We start from the raw sequence: 16,739 nt of genomic DNA on the forward strand, positions 1-16,739 counted from the left end.
CTAAGTTTTAGTTAGAACAGTGCGTTCTCTTTGTCATAACGACGTACGAGATAATTAGCAATCAGGATAATGATTAAAGTGAGTACGGACTGATAGAGTCCCACTGATGAAGCCATACCGAAATCTTGAGTACCCATAAGAGAGCGGAACACTAACGTATCAATAATATCTGTAGCATTCATAAGGGCCCCATTGTTACCGATTAGCTGGTAGAACATATCGAATTCACCACGCATGACTCGTCCAAGTCCAAGTAATATCAGTACTACCGCTGTAGGTTTGAGCAAAGGGAGAGTTATTCTCATAATTTTCTGGAAACGACTAGCTCCATCAATTGTTGCTGCTTCATAGATCTCTTGATCAATCCCGACAATCGCTGCCAAGTATAAAACACTTCCAAACCCAACCCACTTCCACACGTAAAGCAAAGGAAGCAATAGATACCAGTAGCTTTCAGTCGAATAAATATCCATAGCCTCCAGCCCGAGATTTCTCAGGAATACGTTGGCTATACCAAACTCATAGTTGAAAAAGTTATAAACGAACGCTGATACGGTAACCCATGATATAAAGTAAGGCAGAAACATTAATGTCTGTGCAGCTTTTTTGAAAAATTTGTTATACGTCTCTGATAGCAATACCGCAACCAATATTGAGAACAACGTATATAGTCCTAGGAACACTACATTGTACAAGATTGTGTTTCTTGTCACGATCCATGCCTTGCCGGACTGAAAGAAGTACTCGAAGTTCTCGAGCCCATTCCAGGGGCTTAAGAAAATTCCATCCCTGTAGTTGAACTCCTTAAAAGCCATTACGATACCGGTCATCGGTATATAAGAGAAAATGATGAAGAAAACAGCGATCGGTACAAACATTAAATACAAAACCCAGTTTTTCTTTATTTCCTGTAGTGGGGAAAGCCCTTTTATTTTTTTGGGTTTCGTCACTACAGATCGCTCTAACTTGACGTTCATATGCAACCTCCTTCTGAATGCCTCTCTCCTTTCACATTGTAATGGAACGGTGATTCTCATCCTACGAGGGAAAGCTCTGATCTTCTTTAAAATCCTTTGTTAACGCTTACTTTTTTGGGATACATATTTGTACAGTGGTTCCCTTACCCAGTTGACTTTTGTATAACAATCCGTACTGAGATCCATAATTCAACTTTATACGCTCCTGAATGTTCCAAATACCAAAGCCACCCGTACCTTTGCTAACCGAGCTGTTTAGAATATTTTCTAGCACTTCTCCATCTATACCGATACCGTTATCACTAACTTCCACAAGCAAATTTCCATTATCTGTTCTGGCGGTAACAGAAATTTCCCCTTTTTCAGATTCGCTTTCCAAGATCCCATGCAATATTGCATTCTCAATCAGAGGCTGAAGCATAATTTTGGGTACCTCACAATGTAACAACTCTGGTTGAACGTCCATGGTCAATGTGATTGCGTTATTAAATCGCATATTCTGAATCGATACATAGGATTCCACATGCCTGAGTTCACTCTCCAAAGTGACACTTTCCCTACCATTGGATAAGCTCAGCCTATAGAATAAGGCTAATCGATCCACTACTTTGGAGATTTCCCCATTTCCGGAGTTGATCGCCATAGCATTGATCAGTTCCAGAGTATTGTATAGAAAATGAGGATTAATTTGTGCCTGTAGCGCTTTTAGCTCCTTATTTTTAACTTCACGCCCAAGCGAATAAGTCTCCTCAAGTAATCGTGATACATTATCCACCATCACATTAAAATTACTAGTTAGCTCTCCAATTTCATCCTGATTGACGGGGAGCGGATTCATGCTAAAATCGCCATTCTTGACCTTACGCACATGCCTCGTAAGTTTGCGTAAACGTTTAGTTGCAGAACCCGCAACGACGAATGATAGCACCAATGTGAGAGGAATGATCAGCAAAAATATAAAGATTAACCGATCACGCATAGCATTGCTTGATTTCAGAATATCTGTATAAGGTACAATCATCGCTACACGCATATCCGTTTCAGGTATCTCCTGCAGGCCTAACAGAATCCGCTGTCCGTTGAATTCCAAGTTATCCTCCCAAATGTTCATACGTCGTCCTCTCAAAGCCTTTGACAAGATTTCTTCAAATTCTATAGTTGTATATTCAAAAGTCTCAGAGGTACTGAGGATATTGCCCTGTTCGTTAAATAAAGCAACGGAAGTGGACGGAGTCGCCATAGCATGTTCCAATATAGATTTCATTGTGCTCTGTGAAATCATAGCCCGCACAATGCCGTCTATTTTCATGATGTTATGAGAACTAGGTATAACGCGAAGTACTGATATGGAATTATTGTCATTTTTTTCTTCCAGGATTGAAGAAGGCAGCCAAGTTAGCACAGAATGGCTGTCCACGAAATTCCTGAACCAGAGTCTGCGCTCTATATTCCCCATGCTTAAAAAATCTACGCTCTCAGTGACTGATGCGAGCCCCTGTTTCATATAGATCTGAACAAATTCAATGTCTGAATTGTAACTAAACTGTCCTACTACGCGGCTTAGCCTGTTTGCATCCAATCCCCAAAGGTTAACATCCTCATACCGTTTGGGATCTTCGGATACGAGATTCTGAACCGTGTCACTGAATGCAATTGAATTCAAAACTTCTTTGACCATTTCAGCACGATAATGCAGATGCGACTTGGTCTCCTCCAGCATTTTTTGAGCTGAGTACTTTGCCTGCTTCTCTATTTCATTTGTGCTCAGATATAGATGCACCAAGAGTAGCAGAATCAAAGGCAGGATGATAACCATTAAATAGGAAGCAAACAGCTTGTAACGGATACTAAAGTCAGCGAAAGTTCTCCGTTTCATTTGGACATCCTCTCCCTATACTCCGAAGGCGTGCAACCTGCATATTTCTTGAAGAAGGTTGTAAAGTAATTAGCATCAGAAAAACCAGTCAGGTCAGCTACTTCATACAGTTTTAGCCCTTTCGCCAGTAGAAGTTCTTTGGCTTTCTCCACTCTCAGGGAGGAGATATACTCTTTAATTGTACTTCCCCTCTGTTTTTTGAATAAGGAACTGAGATACGTCTCATTTAAACCCACATGATGGGCAATATCCGGAATTGAAAAACCTTTTTCATGAAAACGTTTGTGTATATATTGCAGTATTTCCCGCATTTTGGCGGAACTACCGTCCTGTTGAGACGATAACTGGAACAGATCCAGGAAGGAAAGAATGTACTCCTCCATACTTGAGAGATCGGGAACCTGGTCAATTTCCTTCCAGATGTATCGACGTTCTGTATCCTCATCCGTATCCGTGAATCCTAACTGTACAGCAACATCAAGAATGACCAGTAAAAATTGAAAATAGGAGTCCTTGAGTCGAATAATATCTAAATCACAGGCCAACCTAGCTTTCTTAGTCCAATTCATAATTAAGTTGCGGGCAGCTTCAATATCTTCCTGTTGCAGAAAGTTACGTAAACGGCGAACCAAATCCCAATCCGTAGCCAATTCTTGGTTATCTCCAAGTTCACTGGCAAAAATTAATCGACTGCCATCGCTATAGTAATGAAGGCTACACGCATCCATCGCTGTTCTGTAGGAATCTGGGATCTTTACTCGTTCTTTTACTGACTCCCCAACTCCCATGGAAAAAGGGATATTGATGCCTATAGTGTCGGTTACTTCTGCATAAAGCTTTTCCAGCACGCTACGTTGTTCCCTATAGGTGCTTCCATAAGCTTCTGGTAGTATGAAAATCAAAAATTGTCTAGAGTCGAATCCACAAATGCAACGAAGTGAAGTAAGTGTGCTATTCATGCTCAGCCTACGTAATAAATCTTCCTGTAACTGTCTTGAGTCTTCAATACACTGAAGCCGCCCCCAGTATATGGATGAGACAATCACGGTGTACACTCCTTCCGGAGGCAAAAGAAAAGTCTCTCTGCTCTCAAGAGCTTTCTGTACATTGAGTGAGCTCGGAACCGCGATTAACTTACGAACCATCTCCTGTCTTAGATAAGGGAGTCCTTTATCATAGGCGTTCTGCATTTGGCGTTCCTCAAGCCTTTTCTTCTCATCATGTTCCCTTGATTTAACGGCTGCCCCGACTGCCTCTCGAACTTTATCCAGATTAATTGGCTTCTCAATATAGTCTAGGGCATTCAGCCGAATTGCAGACATTAAGTACTCTTTATCTGAGAATCCGCTCATGAACAGCAGTTTGCATGATAAATCTTCTTCCCTGAGTAATTTAGCAAATTGTATGCCATCCATCTTCGGCATCCGGATATCACAGAGAACAATATCAGGGAGAAAAACACGGCTTAAGTCTAGAGCAGTCAATCCATTACGTGCAGTCTCTACCTCATGAATACCTAATTCTCTCCATTCCACATGGTTACACAGCATGTCCCTCGTTCTGTCTTCGTCATCTATGATCAGCAGCTTCATGATGTATTCCTCCTAAAAATCTCGATTGCATTAAGTTCTGATAACAAGAAAGCCGGTGGATTCCCCCCGGCTTAAATCTTCGTTTATTAAAAGTAGCCAATCCCCGTCCTCTAAATGGTCTATTGTGCCATATCAACAAAGTGAGGATTACGAAATCACCATACTTGTGTATGATGATTCATTTATTTTATTACTGTTGAGATGTACAATCTACACGGTAAAACTTGGTTGTTCTTTGTTTATTTTGTTAGCGCTTACTTACGCACTGCCCAAGTCTGCATATTTATACGAACTCCAGCAGGAAGTGTACTGCCGGTATAGTCCCATCAAGATTAAAAACTACACCACCATCAGTAGGTGTTCCTATAATGTTGGCAACAGGCGTGCCCACTGTGTCCAGGGCAGTGAGCGTTGCCGTCTGGCTTTGGACGAACAAAGAGCCCTCAGCGGTGTCTGCATACAATTTACCTTGATGATCAACTATCGTAGTAAACCCATCAGAAGTAAAAATCGTTTCGTCCATTCCAGTGGGACCGAGTAAGGTGATAAGAAATGATTTTGCAACATCTATGTGATCACAGTTCAAAGGTAATAAAGCTGCGGACAAACGATCATTGTTAACATCCAGGACAATATCCTTTGTTAGCGTTATACCTCCGGCAGGATCTCCACTAAAGTAGCTACAACCTGGGGTTTGGATACCGAACCTACCCGCAATGGGATCAAAGCTTATCTCACCCGTATCAGAGATTAGGGCATTACCAACTAAACCACGGTCACTAGGTAGAAGCCCCCAACGCTTGAGTGCTGTGTCCAGGTTAGATGCAAAAGCAGTATAATCGCCATCTCCAGCCAAGGAAGTAATGTCTTCAAATACCAGTAACCTGTCGCCCAATTTCGCACCAAACAATTCTTCATCCGTCTGTTCTACAAGTCTCTCTAATCGTCCTGTACCAGAAGCGTGCCTCATAGCATCCCTAAAGGACGACCAAGAGAAATAAACTGCGTGTTTGGCCTGAGAGAGATCACCGTTGTTAACAAAGCCTCCAGTGATAGCGACATCGGCATCGCCAGTATAAGTATCCCCCTGATCCAGAAATACGTTACGTAGGCTGGTGATGTATGGAAGAAAAGTATTCGGCATGCTAAATGAAGACGGAAGGGTTTTAAGATCATTTTGGGTAAAAACGAGATCCATTTGATGCTCAGCCGGGCGTACCAGACTTCCCAAAAATAATGAAGCCATAAAACCAAACTGGCAAATAAGTGACGGATCATTGTAAGCATCAAAAATGTCAGTGATGACATCATCAGGCTGGTCGTTCCAGCTTTCTGATGTATGATAACAATAGACCATAAGACCGTCCCAGTCATTCAGACAAGCATATGCTGCCATCGATATAAATGCCGTGGAGTGAAAAGGATTAACACCATACTCATTCCATTCGCTTAGGATAAAAGGTTTACCGGCAACCACTGCGGTAGTAGCCATTTGCAGCATTTCGGTACGCATGAATATTCCGTCCTTGTGTACAGTCAGTGGATTAGAAGTTACATATTCTCGCATCCCCGGCACCACCAGAGTTTCCTGGTGAAATGGCGGCATTGGATGGTTAAAGTATGTATTATTCTCCATAATATCCCCATCTATATGGGAATAAACATCCGCTGTACCATTCAGGAGGTTACTTGTGTTTACAGGGACTTTTGCTCCTAACGACCTGATATGATCAATCATGGTGTTGTAGTAACGACGATTTACATCTATACCAAATTCCATAAAATCGGCATAACGTGCTGGACTTACATTCCCTGCCCATTCTCCCATTGGATCATTGGTTACCTGATAGAAGCTGCCTTCTGGAAAACGAACCGTCCCCGCTTCTGGATCTTCTTCTTCCCCCAGCGCACAGATGTTGTTATACGTCCATGCTTTTGCAAGATTCTTCCTTGTATCGTACTTGGCGAGCAGGTGCCTGTTAAAACGGCGCTTTAGCTCCTCTCGGTATGCTATTATGCCTTTCTCATCCTTAATGTCATCTGTCCCCCGAAAGATGGAATCTTCATTATTGACCTGAATGGTCATGACTACAGGGTCGTCAATTAAAGCCAGTCCAGTATATGGATTCACATGACATAAGAGATTGGTTGCATATTCCTTCTGAAGTTCAATCAGTCTTTCATTAACGTGAGTAAAGCCTTTAAAGAAAAAAGGCGGTGAATCAGCATAATCCAGATCATCTCCCTTTTGGAAAACACGTGCCACCAGTAGATCAATCTGTACATAAATGCCCTTTTCCTTTAGCTTCGCAATGAAATAATCAAAGCGATCAAGCCCTTTTTCATTAAATTTTCTGCTGGAACCGCTATCATAATCAATTAAAGGATTATCGAGGCTTGAACTCCATCCAGAAGGCCCAGGTGCAGCGTCAGCAGCATGAAGCCGGATGACATTAACACCCATAGATGCAAAACGCTCAGCCAATCGCTCAGCCGTTTGATGGTCAGGTGTATTAGAACGAGTCGGCAAATTGAATCCTATAAACTTTGCACGGGTTCCATCAGTAAAGTATAAATTGCCATCTCTAACTTGAGTGAAACCATGCTTACCCGCTGGAGCATCCAACAATTTGGAAAAGTCGAGTACTCCATTATTTGGTTTTGCCTTGTCAATTTTAATTCTCTGCTTCATTGTTAGTCCCCCTTAATGTTATAGAGTTAGTCCACCATCCACGGCGATGATGGAACCTGTAATGTAACGCGATTTTTCTGAAGCCAGAAAGTCGACCATTTCCGCAATCTCGGATGGCTCAGCAAAGCGTCCGATGCGCATATTCGGAAACTCTTCTGGTGTATAACCCGATTCCTGCATCATCATCGGAACTGATTGTGTTAGTGCCGTATCGACACCACCAGGACAGATAGCATTCACGCGAATACCTTTACGAACGTATTCAATGGCCGCCGCTTTCGTCAAACCAATAACGGCATGTTTACTCGCTGTATATGCAGACATACTATGTTCAGCACGAATTCCGGCTGTGGATGCCGTATTAATAATTGAACCAAAGCCCTGTGCGTTCATGATTGCTAGAACCTTCTTCAAGCCTAGGAAACTCCCTCGTACATTTACGTTCATCACCCGATCAAACTCCGTTGTTTCAAGGTTTTCTAAAAGAGAGAACTTTTGCAAAACTCCAGCGTTGTTGAAAAAGACATCTATACGACCATACGCTTCTACTGTAGCCTTCGTGTAACGTTCAACATCTTCTTCCTTTGTCACATCTGCCTGTAAAAAAAGTCCCTCTCCCCCATGTTCTGAAATTAGATTAACCGTTTCCTCACCAGACGAGGTGTTAAAATCAACTGCAACAATCTTGAATCCCGATTCAGAAAGTTTTAGACATGCGGCTCGGCCAATACCACCACCAGCTCCTGTTACCACAGCGACTAAACCCGTTTCCGGATTGTGACTTTTACTAAGGACATTCTCCTCTGAACTCAGTTGAGCAGTTGCAGAGATAGACGATAAATCTAACAAAATAACTGAAATAAGCTCTTCAGGAATATTTGCCTGTGGAATACCGCTAAGTTGCTTCAACGTAAAACTATTTGCCATGCTAATCATTGGATTAGTAGAAATCCCAGGCAAATATTTTTCTAAAATTTTGACCGCTTCTTTGTTGGCAAGCAATTCCTTTAATTTTGAGTTTTCTGTAAAAGCCACTTTAATCACCTCGTTTAAGTTATGAAACTAACACTAATTCTAATATTAAATATGTATTGTTTATGGTATGATTCTTATTAAAAAAGTATAAATCAATGAACTTGTAGGCGGTGAATTGAATGAGATCAGTTCAAAATGATGAGCGGTTACATAATTCATGTAAGTTATTGCTAGAGAGCTTCCAACTACCTATCTGTTACACCTGGATGGATGATAGTGACGAGATTTTATCTTACCTCCATGAAGGCATACAGATTAATCCCCTTTTTAACCATCACTCCGAGCTTGTTGGGCTTCTGAAGCAACATGTTCAGCCTTTGCTTATCCCCAATATTCATACAACTCCTTTAGGAGAATCCTTCATCGTTGTTCCGTTACTTCATGATCGTGTTATGGAGGCAATCGTCGTTATGGGACCTACTACCGTAATCTCCATGAACAACGAAATTATTAACGATCTACTTAGAGAATGCGACTACACCGTAACACCTGAATGGGCTTCTTACTTGCTACAACTACCTCTCTTCTCAACAAAACGTCTTAATCATATCGGAATTTTGATACACCATCTCCTGAATGGAATCATGCTTGATATCACTGATATTATGGAAAAGCATTTTCGATTTGAGCCTGACTCTGATTCAAGTAAACTGGCCGAGATCGTTATTTCCGACCGACGGGAATCATTCGAATTCAGTGGTGTATTTGAAATCGAGAAACAGCTGTTAAGGTCTATTAAAAACGGGGATAAAACTGCCTTTAATCAAATGACACTTACAGCTAATTACGATGGCCCTGGTATTCTGTCTAACTATAACCAGTTGCGAAGGATAAAAAATCTTGGCATCTATTCGATTGCACTCGCTGCGCGAGCTGCAATTGAAGGAGGTCTATATCCGGAAATCGCTTATACTCTCAGCGATCTTCATATTCAGCATATCGAAGATCTTCGTGAATACAGTGCGGTAGTTGCTGCCATTGGCGATGCATTAATAGACTTTGTTGATCGGGTTTCTAACAGTAAACGGAAAAATCTCTCCAAGTCCATTGCATCTTGCCAGGAATATATTTTTAACCACTTATATGAAAATATTACGTTGTCTGTTCTGGCAAAAAAGGCCGGTTTACAGGAAAATTACTTGTCTCAGCTCTTCAAAAAAGAAACGGGAGTGACGATTACCCAGTTCATTCAATCAGAGAAAATTGAAGAAGCAAAAAAAATGTTGGAATTAACCCAACTACCTGTTACTGCAATAGCAGCTAAATTGAATTTTTATGATCAAACCCATTTTATTAAGATCTTTAAAAAACATACAGACTTGACACCAAAAAAATACAGAGACAAAAACAAATTTAACATTGTGAACGACGATGAAGAGTAAATTGGGTTGGACAACATCTTAAATAAAATCTAAAAGCTCATCATGTCATGGACATGATGAGCTTTTGAATGACAGACCAAGTACGGCTATATTGCTTAACCCTTAACCGCTCCTAGAGCTAAACCTTTAACAAAATATTTCTGTAGAAAAGGATAAGCTAGCATAATGGGAGCAATGCTGATTACGGCAATAGCCATGCGGAAAGCCTCTGTTGGCAGCTCTTGCATGGAGTCGCTTGCCAATGAACTTACTGAACTATTGTTGGAAAGAAACTGAATGTTACTCATTAGTTGGTTCATCACGGTTTGCAAGCTGTATAATTTAGGATCAGTAAGATAAATCAAACCATTGAACCAATCATTCCAATACATAAGTCCTTGTAACAAACCCACAACAGCCAATATAGGCAATGAAAGCGGTAACACAATTTTGCGATAAATTGTAAACTCTCTAGCCCCGTCTATACTTGCCGACTCCAAAACCGAGGAAGGTACGGTCGTCATGAAAAAACCTCTCATCATCAGCACACTAAATCCATTCATTAATAACCCTGGAATAATAAGAGCTGCAAGTGTATTTTTCAGATGGAATATTTGAGTATATATGATGTAAGTTGGAGCTAATCCTCCGTTGAATAACAAAGCAAAGAACAAAAGGAATGCTACAAATTTGCCACCAGGCAAATCTGGTCTTGAAAGAGGATAAGCTAGCATTGAAGTAATAAGTAAACTGGATGCAGTTCCAACTACGGTAACAAAAATCGTGATTCCATAGGCATTAAAAATGAGAGAGGATTGCTGCCATATATATTCATAAGCTGCAAAACTAAATGTCTCTGGGAAGAAGGAATAGCCTTGTTGAATAATAGATTGCTCATCAGTTAATGAGGATATGACAAGAAGCAGGAATGGACATATACAAGCAAGAGACAACAAGATCAAAATAATATTAGAACCCCAATGCCATAAACGTTCTTCTTTAGCCATCACAATACCTCCTAGAACAACGCATTTTCTTTGTTAATTTTTCGAACCGTATAATTTGAAAGAATGACAAGGATGAAACCTACAACAGATTGGTACAATCCTGCCGCAGCAGACATCCCAATATCACCAAGCTGCATAAGTGCGCGGAATACATACGTATCAATAACATTTGTTGTACTGTATAAGGCACCTGAATTCATGGGCACTTGATAGAACAATCCAAAGTCTGAGTAGAAAATACGCCCTATACTTAATAGGGTCATCATGACAATAATTGGTGTTATTAATGGAACTGTGATCTTACGTATCTGCTGCCATTTACTAGCGCCATCCAACTTGGCTGCCTCATAGTACTCCTTATCAATACCAATAATGGCTGCAAGGTACACTACACAGGAGAAGCCTATACCCTTCCATAAGTTTACGATGACCAATATGAATGGCCAGAATTTGGGCTCATTATACCAAGATACAGGGTCTATGCCTAAGGCCGGTAGGATCGTCTTGTTCATTAGCCCTACATTCACACTTAGTAACGAATACACCAGATAACTTACCAGAACCATAGAGATTAAATAAGGCAGCAGTAAAACACTTTGATAGAACTTGACTGCCAGCTTATTCTTGATTTCATTCAGGAGAATAGCTGTTCCCACTCCAACAATAAGTCCGATAATAATAAAAGCTGCATTATATAGAATGGTATTACGGGTAATAATGAACGCATCGGACGATGAAAATAAAAATTTGAAGTTATCCATACCATTCCAGTCACTACCCCATATCCCCTTCGCAAAATTAATATCTTTAAATGCAATGCTTATTCCATACATAGGCATATAGTTGTTAATGATCAGATAAGCAACTCCGGGTAACATCATCAAGTAAAGGGAACCATATTTCCATAGTGTCCTTCTTGCATCATTTAATCTGCCTTTCATCATTCAACACTCCCTTCTTTCATTTCGATCTATTGTGACGTTGACGTTACAGTTAATTCTTTTCTTGCGTCCATTCATCAAGCTGCTTTTGCTTCTCTGCAATCACTTTGTCAATGCCTGCTGCTTTTAAGCTTTCTATAAATTTAGGCAGGATTTTATCAGGGTCTACACTCCCTGTTTCAAGTGGAAGCGCGTATTGAGTAATAACGTTTCCGATAGATGCTACCTCAGTCTTAACTGTCGATGAATCAAAAGTAAAGCCCAATGCTTTTGATCTCGTAGCCGATGCATTAAACTCTTTTACTTTCTCCCATAATTCAGGGTCAGTCCCATTCCAGACGTGTGCTATGAATTGATTACCAAATAACCAACCCATATTCATATAGTATCCCGAACTTTGAGCATCAACACCTTGAGGGAAGTCGATAACATTACCAGATTTGATATCATAATGCTTACCCTCAATACCCCATATCAGTAAGTTCGCAATGTCTTTATCAGAGTACATCAGATTCAGAAAATCCATCGCCTTTTCCGGGTTTTTGGAGTTCACAGTGATTCCCCACATCGTGTTTGTTATTTGAGATGTTGTGGAAACAGGAGGCTGTGAGAATTTGTAAACTTTCATCTCCACACCATTAGACTTAGCTGTCTCACTTAGAGCTGCCGGATGTGCACTGGTTAGAAATGAGAATCCGCGTTCAGAATCTATCAGATCTGATGGATTAGCTTGATTGGTTGAAGCATCTTGTAGGATTAACCCTTCCTGATACCACCTTCTAAGCATTTTAAGCTGTTCAGCATACTCTTTAGTCTCATACAGGTTAACTACCTTTAAATTATTATCATAATTTGGAAGAACACCTATAGTGTTGCTCAGTTCATCAAATGTTTTGTAATTATTAAGTATAGACGCACCTACAGTAGACGGAATTAAAGGTGCCATATTGGGCTCTCCAGCTTTAACTGTTTTCAGCACTTTTTCGAGATCCTCAATGGTTTGCAGTTTGCTAGTATCGACATCATACTTCTGAACAATATCTTTTCGCATGGATACTCCGTTAACCATAGCCATTTCATGCATTGTTGGTACACCGTAGATAATCCCTTTAACTTTTGAGGCATCTAGATAAGCAGGATCCAGAGCCTTAACAATTCCTTGTCCATGGCTTGCTAATAGCTCGTCTAGCGGAATCAATTGCCCCTGTAGAACGGATTGACTGTAATTATAAATGCTTGGCATAAGATCAAGTTGTTCACCACTGGAGAACATCAAATTCGTTTGCTGCATCCAGTTGGAAAAGCTAATGGGCATTAATTTCACCCTCACGTTGATTTTCTTTTGGGCTAATTCGTTAACGGCATCTTCAATCAGAGACATATCTTTCGGGAGTGCACCAAAAATAGGAAATGCGACCTTTAGTTCAGTCACTTCTTCATTATTGCTGTCACCCTGATTGATACTGCTGTTCTCACTACTACTGCATGCAGATAATAGCAACACGGATGTTAGTACCAGCACGCTGAATAACTTCAATTTCTTTTTCATAACTTTTCCCCCCTCATGATCATTTCTCTACTTATGACAACCTTTAAAAGTGTGGTGTTCAGAAGTGGATACTTATAGTTTACAGAGTGCTTTCCTGTAATTCTGCTGTTTGTACGACCTTTCAATATTCATTTAACGACCATGATTAGTTCATCAGCTTGAGTAATAAAATGAACCGGCCAAGCGTAAACTTGACTGGCTCATTTATTAAAATATTACTATATAGTTGCACAACTAGAGTATGTGTTCACTTCCACTCCGCTAATCATAATTCTAGTTTTGGATGTTGATGTGTATTGCGAAATTCATTCGGGTTCATATTGGTATGTTTCTTAAACATCCTTGAAAAATGAGAAAAATTCACATATCCAATATGTGAAGCTATTGCACTGATTTGCATATCCGTTTTTATCAAGAGTTCTTTGGCGATCCTTAACCTTTCTTGAAACAAATAATCAGATACAGCAATGCCTGTTTCTTTTTTAAAAATACGTGTTAAGTAATCTGGATTAAGAAAGACATGATTGGCAATTTCTTCTCGGGAAATATCCTTTGAAATATTAAGTTGTATGAACTGCATTACTTTCTGTACAACAGTCAATGATTGTTCTAGCGAATGTACATATTCTTTTGCTTTTTTTAAAGTGTGTTCAACCCACTCAAGTAAATTGGTTATGGAACGAGGAGCATTCAAAATCATTTGCTGTGAAAAGGGATCACTGTATAATTGATGTGCTTGAATTCCTTTTGTTTGTAGTACAAAATACATCATCTGTTGAAAGTCCTGATAGACTCGGTTCAAAAGATCGGCGTTTAGAATCCCTCTATCCAGCTCATTTAAATACTGGGTAGATTCGCTTAATACTTCATCAAATAAATCTTTATTTAACATAACACTCCATAACTTGATATTTGCAGGCTCATAATGTGAGGAGTTGTTTTGAGATTTAGAAAGGAAAAACACTTTATTGTTGTACGCAACATTATTGCGATCCAATTCATTGAGTTTGTTCATCATATCCAACATTTCATGACCATGAACAGGTTGTCCAATATAACATGAGATGTCACAATAAAAATAATGACTGCATTCCTCAACATATCTTTGTCCTTCTTGTTCAAATGCAGCTGTAAGATCCTCATTTTCTTCTAGGGATACTATAGCAAGTATCTTTCTATTACTGATTGCAATGACCAATCCTTCTTTCCTTGACTTTAGGAGTATTTCTTCTGCAGAATTTTTAAGGCCATACTCCAAAATCTTTTCCTCACGCAAGGTTAGTGACTTATGCCATCTTTGAATATTTATTAAGATTGGTAAAAATAACATTTCATTTAGATATTCAATATTCCGATGTGCTGCAGCGAGATTCAGAGCTTGTGGATTTGATGGAATAGTTTGATTTAGAATGTCCTGCCAGAAACGTTCGTTTAATATCGGTCGAAGTTGGAACCAAAATTGCCCAAATTGACTGATTTGAACAGTCTCTGCTTCTTTGTGAATCCTTTCTTTTGCTTTGAGGATTACCTTTTCCAGTTCACTGAATGGTACAGGCTTTAGGATATAATCTAAACTTCCTAATCGGATCGCCTGCTTGGCATAGTCAAAATCAGCGTGACACGTCAAAAAAATAGTTTCTGTATGAGGAAATCGTTCTCGAACCCATTGGGCTAACTCCAATCCGGATGCTTGAGGCATCTCGATATCACAGAGCATGATATCAATATGCTTTTCCTCAAACAATTCTTTTGCCTGCTTAACTGTATGCGCCGTTAAAACTTTATCAATCCCCAGCTTACTCCAATCCATACCCAGGCGAATTCCTTCGACAGCATGTATCTCATCATCAACAATAATTAACTGGTACATAATGATAGAAACCACCTTTCTAATTCTCTTCAGAGTAAGGAAGTCGAGCCACTACTACAGCGCCTTGTGGAAAGCCATTATAACAGGATAATGATGCGTCCTGACCATATAGTAGAAGTAACCTTTTCTTAACATTCCAGATGCCTATGTGTTCACCTTTCTCATCAACGATTCGGTTTCCCGAACGAATTTGTGTCAATACATCTTCAGGAAATCCTCTACCCGTGTCTCTAATAATGATCTCAATAAATGGTTTTAAACCTGTTTCTCGTAATTCAAGTATTACCGACAAATGCAAAGGTTCCTCTAAAGTAACGCTATGTTTGATTGAATTTTCAAGAAAAGTTTGAATTAGCAGTGGAGGGATGTTTAAATGTTCTAACGTTTCTGGATATTCTATAGTACAAGTCACTTGCTCTGGGAAACGCAATTCCTGGATTCGAACATAATTGCGGACATGTTCAATTTCCTCAGTTAGCGTTACAAAGGAAAGATTGCTTCGGAACATAAACCTGAAATATCGAACTAGGCAAAGGGTCATATCTTGAATAAGAGTAAAATTCTTCACTTGAGCCAAGTTATATAGAATGTTTAACGAATTCATAAAGAAGTGAGGATTAATCTGAAGCTGGAGGTGCTGAAGTTCGATTCTCTGCTTACTCAATTGTTCTTCATACACATCAATTTTTAATTGCTCAATTTGTTTAATCATTTTATTAAAAGTGTGGTATACCATAATAAATTCATCGGATGTTTTGTAATCCTCAACGCGAACATGTAATAAGCCTTTATTGATTTTATTCATGACTGCAATAAGACGGTTTAAAGGCACCAACAAGGTTCGATGTAGAAAATATAAACTTATTGGCACTAATGCAATGGCAGAAAATGATATCCAACCAATTAACCATGATAACATAGGCAGGTTTTGTAGGATCTGATCGTTAGGGATGATTGCAGCCAGACTGAAATCACCTTCACTAGAGGATTGTCCAACAACCATCAAGTTGTTTCTGTCACCGGTTAGATAATAATGTTGAAATCCTCTCGTAAGATCAACATGTCCAAGATTTAAATCCGTACGAACTATCGGTTTCCCTAAAGATGAAATGAGAAGTCCGCTACCATTTTTCCCAAAATCTATTAAACTCAGAGGACCAAGTAGTGTATTAGCATTAACCCAGGCGCCGATAAATAAATTATCTGCTTCAGTGACACGGAGGAGATAACTCTGATCTCCAATATTTTGCATATACCACGAGTTGCTTGGCAGTTGGGACGAATTAGATAATTGATTTAAGTGTTTAACCAAATGTTGTTCAACCTCTATCCGTTCGGGAAATGAAACAGAGGATTGCGAAATATTTAATAAATCTTGACGGTTGGGTACATAAACAAAGAATGCATCAATAGATTTATATAAAAACATACTATTGGACAGATTGACTGAAGTATTATACTTAGCGATTTGATATTCATCTTCGGAGTTTGGCGTACCCATGGACTGAATATCAGAGTTAGCTGTGGCCAGACCAAGTATATTCTTTTCGGCAAGTTCTAACCGGTCATCAATCTGATTCATATATAAAGAAATCAAATTCTTGTTAGAGATGGCTACTTGGTTACGTACCACATCAATACTATAGCGATTGTTGTAGATAAGGAGAGTAATGAGAGGTAATGTAACAACAAACAAGCCCAATACCAGTTTTAAACGGATCGAGTTAAAGGAAAAATGAGGAAAACGCATACCCATTTTTGTTCCTCCTATGTATTGAAAGTAGTGTGGTCGATCTGGAACCATAAAAGCTTACTTTTATTAATTTGATCATAGTTTAT

At 39.6% G+C, this 16,739-nt stretch carries 11 protein-coding genes; 1 reads left to right on the top strand and 10 read right to left on the bottom strand.

Annotation, left to right across the window (positions count from 1 at the left end):
• Window positions 1-11: 11 nt before the first annotated feature.
• From FE296_RS26480 to FE296_RS26500, 5 genes are all read right to left on the bottom strand, one after another.
• Complete coding sequence (locus tag FE296_RS26480; RefSeq protein WP_150366937.1) at window positions 12-977, bottom strand: ABC transporter permease; 966 nt, start codon at window positions 975-977, stop codon at window positions 12-14.
• Window positions 978-1,083: 106 nt separating this feature from the next.
• Window positions 1,084-2,655: a sensor histidine kinase gene (locus tag FE296_RS26485; RefSeq protein ID WP_223869038.1), complete on the bottom strand. Its 1,572-nt coding sequence runs from the start codon at window positions 2,653-2,655 to the stop codon at window positions 1,084-1,086.
• Between the two features lie 194 nt (window positions 2,656-2,849).
• Window positions 2,850-4,445, bottom strand: coding sequence for a response regulator (locus FE296_RS26490; RefSeq protein ID WP_150366941.1), 1,596 nt, complete (start codon window positions 4,443-4,445; stop codon window positions 2,850-2,852).
• Window positions 4,446-4,728: 283 nt separating this feature from the next.
• Window positions 4,729-7,137 (bottom strand): alpha-amylase family protein, encoded by a 2,409-nt coding sequence (locus tag FE296_RS26495; protein ID WP_150366943.1) that lies wholly within the window; start codon window positions 7,135-7,137, stop codon window positions 4,729-4,731.
• Between the two features lie 18 nt (window positions 7,138-7,155).
• Window positions 7,156-7,950: an SDR family NAD(P)-dependent oxidoreductase gene (locus FE296_RS26500; protein WP_223869129.1), complete on the bottom strand. Its 795-nt coding sequence runs from the start codon at window positions 7,948-7,950 to the stop codon at window positions 7,156-7,158.
• A 341-nt stretch (window positions 7,951-8,291) separates the two neighbouring features.
• Here FE296_RS26500 and FE296_RS26505 point away from each other — a divergent pair, with 341 nt between their 5' ends.
• Entirely contained in the window at window positions 8,292-9,554 is a 1,263-nt protein-coding gene (locus FE296_RS26505) for a helix-turn-helix domain-containing protein (protein WP_124115084.1), read from the top strand.
• A gap of 95 nt (window positions 9,555-9,649) precedes the next feature.
• Here FE296_RS26505 and FE296_RS26510 read toward each other — a convergent pair whose 3' ends face one another.
• The 5 genes from FE296_RS26510 to FE296_RS26530 form a co-directional block, all read right to left on the bottom strand.
• On the bottom strand, window positions 9,650-10,540 hold the full coding sequence (locus FE296_RS26510) for a carbohydrate ABC transporter permease (RefSeq protein WP_056690812.1): 891 nt from the start codon (window positions 10,538-10,540) through the stop codon (window positions 9,650-9,652).
• 11 nt (window positions 10,541-10,551) lie between these two features.
• Window positions 10,552-11,484 carry an ABC transporter permease gene (locus tag FE296_RS26515; RefSeq protein WP_240661891.1) on the bottom strand — a complete coding sequence of 311 codons (933 nt, stop codon included), beginning with the start codon at window positions 11,482-11,484 and terminating at the stop codon, window positions 10,552-10,554.
• A gap of 49 nt (window positions 11,485-11,533) precedes the next feature.
• The gene (locus tag FE296_RS26520; protein WP_150366945.1) at window positions 11,534-13,030 is read right to left on the bottom strand and encodes an ABC transporter substrate-binding protein; all 1,497 of its coding nucleotides are present in this window, start codon (window positions 13,028-13,030) and stop codon (window positions 11,534-11,536) included.
• A 265-nt stretch (window positions 13,031-13,295) separates the two neighbouring features.
• Window positions 13,296-14,900 carry a response regulator transcription factor gene (locus FE296_RS26525; RefSeq protein ID WP_150366947.1) on the bottom strand — a complete coding sequence of 535 codons (1,605 nt, stop codon included), beginning with the start codon at window positions 14,898-14,900 and terminating at the stop codon, window positions 13,296-13,298.
• 19 nt (window positions 14,901-14,919) lie between these two features.
• Window positions 14,920-16,656 carry a sensor histidine kinase gene (locus tag FE296_RS26530; protein WP_223869040.1) on the bottom strand — a complete coding sequence of 579 codons (1,737 nt, stop codon included), beginning with the start codon at window positions 16,654-16,656 and terminating at the stop codon, window positions 14,920-14,922.
• Window positions 16,657-16,739: the final 83 nt, after the last annotated feature.

Origin of the sequence: Paenibacillus sp. UASWS1643, from assembly GCF_008693195.1 — a bacterium.
In the GTDB taxonomy this organism is placed as follows: Bacteria; Bacillota; Bacilli; order Paenibacillales; family Paenibacillaceae; genus Paenibacillus; species Paenibacillus amylolyticus_B.

What these genes read in the sequence shown, in the direction of transcription:
- FE296_RS26530 (WP_223869040.1), bottom strand. Translation starts at nt 16,656, where the DNA reads ATGGGTATGCGTTTTCCTCATTTTTCCTTTAACTCGATCCGTTTAAAA.
- FE296_RS26505 (WP_124115084.1), top strand. Translation starts at nt 8,292, where the DNA reads ATGAGATCAGTTCAAAATGATGAGCGGTTACATAATTCATGTAAGTTA.
- FE296_RS26510 (WP_056690812.1), bottom strand. Translation starts at nt 10,540, where the DNA reads ATGGCTAAAGAAGAACGTTTATGGCATTGGGGTTCTAATATTATTTTG.
- FE296_RS26485 (WP_223869038.1), bottom strand. Translation starts at nt 2,655, where the DNA reads ATGGTCAAAGAAGTTTTGAATTCAATTGCATTCAGTGACACGGTTCAG.
- FE296_RS26520 (WP_150366945.1), bottom strand. Translation starts at nt 13,030, where the DNA reads ATGAAAAAGAAATTGAAGTTATTCAGCGTGCTGGTACTAACATCCGTG.
- FE296_RS26515 (WP_240661891.1), bottom strand. Translation starts at nt 11,484, where the DNA reads ATGATGAAAGGCAGATTAAATGATGCAAGAAGGACACTATGGAAATAT.
- FE296_RS26490 (WP_150366941.1), bottom strand. Translation starts at nt 4,445, where the DNA reads ATGAAGCTGCTGATCATAGATGACGAAGACAGAACGAGGGACATGCTG.
- FE296_RS26495 (WP_150366943.1), bottom strand. Translation starts at nt 7,137, where the DNA reads ATGAAGCAGAGAATTAAAATTGACAAGGCAAAACCAAATAATGGAGTA.
- FE296_RS26480 (WP_150366937.1), bottom strand. Translation starts at nt 977, where the DNA reads ATGAACGTCAAGTTAGAGCGATCTGTAGTGACGAAACCCAAAAAAATA.
- FE296_RS26525 (WP_150366947.1), bottom strand. Translation starts at nt 14,900, where the DNA reads ATGTACCAGTTAATTATTGTTGATGATGAGATACATGCTGTCGAAGGA.